3 protein-coding genes and 1 pseudogene are annotated in these 5,642 nt (G+C 50.9%); all 4 read left to right on the top strand.

From position 1 onward, the window contains the following. Positions 1-740 (top strand): IS5 family transposase (locus G494_RS0114485; protein ID WP_028585104.1); only part of this gene is annotated, 740 nt, incomplete at its 5' end. A gap of 328 nt (positions 741-1,068) precedes the next feature. Beyond that, positions 1,069-1,389 (top strand): annotated as a pseudogene (locus G494_RS0114480) (UDP-N-acetylglucosamine 2-epimerase); the annotation flags it as partial. Between the two features lie 410 nt (positions 1,390-1,799). Continuing rightward, a complete protein-coding gene (locus G494_RS0114475; RefSeq protein WP_028585102.1) occupies positions 1,800-2,996 on the top strand; it encodes a nucleotidyltransferase domain-containing protein in 1,197 nt (398 codons plus the stop codon). Further along, positions 2,986-4,905 carry an O-antigen ligase family protein gene (locus G494_RS0114470; protein ID WP_028585101.1) on the top strand — a complete coding sequence of 640 codons (1,920 nt, stop codon included), beginning with the start codon at positions 2,986-2,988 and terminating at the stop codon, positions 4,903-4,905. The genes G494_RS0114475 and G494_RS0114470 overlap by 11 nt, the downstream gene beginning before the upstream one ends. Positions 4,906-5,642: the final 737 nt, after the last annotated feature.

Below are 5,642 nucleotides of genomic sequence, written 5' to 3'. Positions count from 1 at the left end.
TTGGATTGCACGTTAGTCAAAAAGTGCCGGACGCTACGACTATCTGGCGTTTCCGTGAAGACCTCATTGAGGCCGGGATAGTTGAGCAACTCTTTTCAACGTTTGATGCTCACCTTCGGGACAGTGGCTTCGTAGCCATGAAGGGACAGATTGTCGACGCTAGTATTATAAACGCCCCCAAACAGCGGAACAGTCGCGACGAAAACAGCCAGATCAAGCATGGTAGCATTCCCGATTGGCCAGCTAACAAGCAACGGCAAAAGGATGTTGATGCCCGCTGGACAAAAAAGAACGGCAAAACTTATTATGGCTACAAAAATCACATCTCGGTGGACGTGAAACACAAACTCATTCGCAGCTACTGCGTCACGGATGCTGCCCTGCACGACAGCCAGGTTTTTGAACAGCTTCTCACTGACAACACCAGCAAGGATATATGGGCGGATTCAGCCTATCGATCCGAAGAAAGATTGCAGAGTCTCGCTGATCAAGGCTTTCGTGAACATGTTCAACGAAAGGGTAACCGTCATCGAAAATTGACCCCCACCGAACAGGAGGGGAATCGGACTCGGTCCAGGGTTCGTTCCCGGGTCGAGCACATTTTTGGTGTGCAGGCCCAGAAAGCAGGAAACCTTATATTGCGCACGATCGGGATAGTAAGAGCCAGAGCAAAAATTGGTTTGCGCAACTTGGCATACAATATCGATCGGGCTGGATTACTACTAACGGCGCGAACGTGAAACGCGCTATGAGGATTCGCCCAACACGGCTCTCGCGCATACAATCATTGATGCGCTGGCCTGAAATTGTTGGGTTCATCCAACCGAACAACCGGATCTGTTAAAAAAAATTCCCTTAAAAATGAGGCAAACGGGGTCCAGGGTAATTTTCAAGGTTCCCCTAAGGTGTGAGTTTCTTATATCCCAGGCCTTTCTTACATGAGCCTCATGCTCCTTGTTCGACTCTTTTTGATGCCAAAAACGACCCTTTAAGGGCAAATAACAGCTATAAAATTACCATAAGTTTCCGAATGTATGGGGATTGTTTTGGTCCGACCCGCAAAGCGCAGAGAGCAACCGAAAAATAGTTGATCATACGGCCGACATTAACCTGACCTACAGCGACATTGCCAGGGAATACCTGCTGCGTGCGGGGTTGCCACCGGATCGGGTGATCAAGACCGGGAGCCCGATTTGTGAGGTTCTGTATTATTATGAACCGAAGATCAAGGCCTCTGATGTGCTGAGCAGGCTGGCCCTTAATCAAGACGACTACTTTGTCGTCAGTGCCCATAGAGAAGAGAACATTGAGTCTGACAGAAATTTTGCCAAGCTGGTTGCCATACTCAATGGCCTGGCCGAGCAATATGGAAAACGGGTGATTGTGTCGAGGTTCCTCGCTATTTTGTGTGGGTAGTTATTGTATGAAAAATCGGCATGTTAATTTAACAAGCCTTCAACATGCTGGTGAAAGTGGTGATCACATTTTTAAACAAATATGGTTACCATGTAAGATGAAATCGCATGTAATTCAAATAGTTGAGAAATTGTGTAGCCAATTTACTTCATAAAATGTGTTGTGATAACTTGATGCTAGTCAACCCGAATTCTCTGCCAAAACCTATTGGTATTAATAGGATAGTCTACCCACACGGAATAGCAAGGAGCCCTACCCCCCTAAAAACATGGCCTACCTTATTGCTGGCAAACTTGATTTCAGGTTACCCACTTGAAATAGCGAGGAGCCCCTTCATTTTTTCTTTTTATGGAAGCCAAATATAAATAAAATGTCAATTTTTAATGAAACATTATACTAGTGTTGGTGTAGCTGAAACTGAAATAGTTTTGTTATGCTGTCGATCCAGCGTAACAGAGAAAAACCTTGGGAAAATCAGGTCGATTGTAGATTTCCAGACAATTGACTGGGAGCAACTACTCGTATTAGCAAGTAAGCATCGTATTTTTCCGCTGCTGTACACTCACCTTAAACAGATTCCTATTCATGTTCCTGGTTATGTCCTGGATGATTTGAGGACACTGTATAAAATCACCGCCATTCATAATCTGTTTTATTCCCAGACTCTGCTGAAACTCCTTGATCATTTTTCACAACATGAAATTAAGGCGCTGCCATTCAAAGGACCTGTACTGGCAGAAAGTGTATATGGTAGTTATGCCTTAAGATCCTATGGTGATCTGGATATTTTGGTTTCAGCTGCACAGTTACGGCAGGCGGTTGAGGTGCTTTGTAGATTGGGGTATCTGCCGAAAAACAACCTGAGCTTCGAACGCCAGCTTCGCCTTTGCCGGTACGGTAAAGATGGGGCCTTTATTCATCCAAAAACCAAGGTTGTTGTTGAGCTGCATCATGAAATTGGTGGTTTCTTGAGGGAGAAGTGGACCTTGGAAACACTTCAGCCATTTTTCTGTGCATCAGAGTTGTTACACCACAAACTGCTTGATTTGCAGCCGGAAATGATGCTCATCTATCTCTGTGTTCATGGGAGTAGGCATCATTGGTATCAGCTGGATTTTGTCTGCGTGGTAGCTGAGACCGTTCGTAACCGCCCTGGCTTGGATTTTCAGAAGGCACTTATGCTGGCGGAGCAATTTGGCTGTAGAAAAATGCTTTTGCTGGGGTTGTGCCTGTCTCAGCACCTGCTCAATCTCTCACTACCCAAAGACATTTGTCGTCTACTTGACCAAGAAGAGGGCTTGCTGCAGTTCGTGAAGCAGGTCGAAACTCGCCTGCTTGAAACAAAGCATAGTCAGACAGGGCCACTAGGTTATGGCAAAGCTGTGATTTTTTATTTTAAGGTATTTGATCATGCTATCGATGCCGGATACTGTATAGCAGATAAACTTTTTTCACCTGATGGTTACGACCTGGCTTGGCTCCCTCTGCCGCAAAGAATGTGGTTTTTATACAAGATACTACGACCACTCCGATTAGCTTATCGTTTTGTGTTTTACAAGAAGATAAAACATGAAAAGTAGCCTGGTGTTATTACTTGTTGTCTTTTTTGTTCTCCCCTTTGCCTTTGCCGGGGTAGATCGGGTGGTGTTCGCTACGGCAGAGGCCTTGATTGCGGTGAGCTGCCTGCTCTTTCTCTGGGGGAATCGAAGGCAACCATTGGTCCAGCCCCCCGGCATGCTGCCTCTGCTCCTGCTGCTGGCCTGGATGGGGCTGCAGGTCCTGCCCTTACCAGCGGTTGTGGTGGAGCTGCTTAGTCCAGCGACCTATACGCCCTATCAGGCCACCCTGTTGGTGGTGGAACCAGATGCCTGGCTCTGTCTGAGCCTGGATTGGCCGGCCACGCTGGATGGTGTGTCCAGGCTGGCCTCCTATCTTCTGTTCTACCTCCTGGCCGTGCAGTTGTTGGCTCAGCAGCGGGTCTTGCCCCGGGTAGTTATGCTCCAGGTGGTGCTGGTTGGAGTGTTGGCCGTGCTGGCTGCCTGCCAGTTGTTCACCGCTCCAGGCCGGCTCCTCTGGCTGCGGGAGGCACCTGTCTCGGCCATGGGACCATGGTTTAATAGGGACCATTTTGCCGGTTTCATCGCCATGCTCTTTCCCCTGGTCTTTGCCCTCTTTCTCTATTCCAAGCCTGAACTGCCCTTGTCTGTTGGCCTGCGTGATCGTCTGCTCTACCTGGTGGGGTCGGTCAGGTTGCGCTACCTGCTCTTCTCCGGGGTGGTGCTGGTTGCGGCCGGGTTTGCCCTGGTGGTGAGCACCTGCCGCGGCACCTTCCTGGTCCTGCCCCTGGCAATGATGCTCTTTTGTATCTTGGTGCTGGTCCTGACCCGGAGGAGATGGTTGAGTCTGTTGCTGACTGTCTTGATTACCCTGCTGCTCCTGGCCGTGACCTGGGGCCACCTGGATTCCTTGCTCCATCGTTTTGCCGCTTTAAGCGAACTGGATGGGGTACTCCGGGATGCGCGTTGGCGGATCTGGCAGGATTCATTGCCCATGGTCCAATCGTTTCCGTTTTTTGGTATTGGCTTCAATGCTTTTAGTACGGTCTATCTAGGGTTTCAGTCGGCAGTGGATGAGTCGTTCTTTTATCATGTCCATAACGATGTCTTGGAGCTGTTGATTGAAGGTGGCCTGGTTGGTTTTGTTTTGGTCGGTTGGTTTTTGCTTGCTGTGGTGCGCAGTGGGGTTAAAGGGCTGCTCTATCAGTCGGAGGAATATCTGGTCTATGTTAGTATTGGTACCTTGACCGGGGTATGTTGCCTGCTCCTCCATAGTGTGGTGGATTTCAGCTTCCGGGTCTATGCCAATGGTCTGTTCTTTTTTTTGCTTACGGCTATTCTGGCCGTGGCAGCCAGGGGACGGATGGAGCAGGATCTTTCCATTACCTTGTCGCCTGCAACTGCTGGTTGGCCCAAACTGCTCCTGGGGTTCGGCGGCATTGTGCTCCTGGTCGGGGGTAGCTGGCTGAATCTGGCTCAGTTGGGGAACGAGCTGCCGGGTGATCGCTATGCCCGCTTTATCGGGGCAGTGGCAGAGTCGAGCTATTTTAAGAAACAGCAGCAGGGGCTGCCGCAGAGGCTGGTGTTTGGCACTGTTCTACCTGGGTGGGAGCCCAGTGATGCTGAGCTTGGAGGGTATTCCCGGGAGCAGATCGATGCTGCCCTGGGGATGCAGCCCTTGAATGGGGATCGTTTGAGTATGGCAGGTCGTTGGTACGATCTGGTGGCCGGGGATCCGGTTAGGGCAGAGGCCTTGTTCCGGGCTGCTGGTCGCTATGGATTGTTCCGCTACCGCTATGTTCTGGAGTATGCGGCCTGGCTCTTTGGGCAGGGACGGGTTGATGAGGCAAGGGTGCAGCTCCGCAGGGCTGAGGAGCTGAGTCCCAAGGCGCGGAAGGCTGCGGCTGCCTTGCTCCGGGAGTGGGACTCCTGAGTTGGTATTGATGGACTTTGCCCAGGGGGGCTGTGTTGCTTTTGCCTCTGTACAAGCGCTTGGACATGGCTGAGATTGGCTGAATCCTGGCCTTAGTTTTTTTCTGTTTTGCCCTGCCGGTCTGGCTTAGGGTGCTCTTTTTTCTCCTTTTCTTTTTCGCGTTGCTGCTGGTTGTTTTGCTGCAGTCGTGTCCTGTGTATCCTGTTGTTTCTTTGTTTGTTTTGGTCCCCCGATGCATTCGCAGGGGGGGGGTGGTTATGTGCTTTTTGGCTGTCATTTCCGCGTAGGCGGGGGGTCTTTTTGTGGGTACGTGCAGCATTCTTGCGTCAATGATCCACAGGGGGAGGGATTATTGAAAAGAGCTGGATGGCTGGTTTTGCGGTCATGGTGGGGTTTGGGGGGAGGAAATTGGGGCAGTTCTGGATACCCGCCTTCGCGGGCATGACGGTAGATCGAGGGGATGGTGGTGGAGGGAGGGTGTGGGGGTAGGGGCGTTGGTATGGTGATGAAGGGGAGGGGACGAGAAGTTTCAGGGATGAGGTGGATGGCTGGTTTTGTGGTCATGGTGGGGGGTGGGGGGAGGAAATTGGGGCAGTTCTGGATACCCGCCTTCGCGGGCATGACGGTAGGGGGGCGGGTATGACGGTAGGGGGGCGGGTATGACGGTAGATCGAGGGGGTGGTTGTTGAGGGAGGGTATGGGGGGAGATCAAGGGGGTGGTTGTGAAGGGGAAGGTG

The organism is Desulfogranum mediterraneum DSM 13871 (assembly GCF_000429965.1).
GTDB lineage: Bacteria > Desulfobacterota > Desulfobulbia > Desulfobulbales > Desulfobulbaceae > Desulfogranum > Desulfogranum mediterraneum.
The sequence above is the reverse complement of the archived record's forward strand: the minus strand, read 5'-3'. Positions and strand labels throughout refer to the sequence as shown.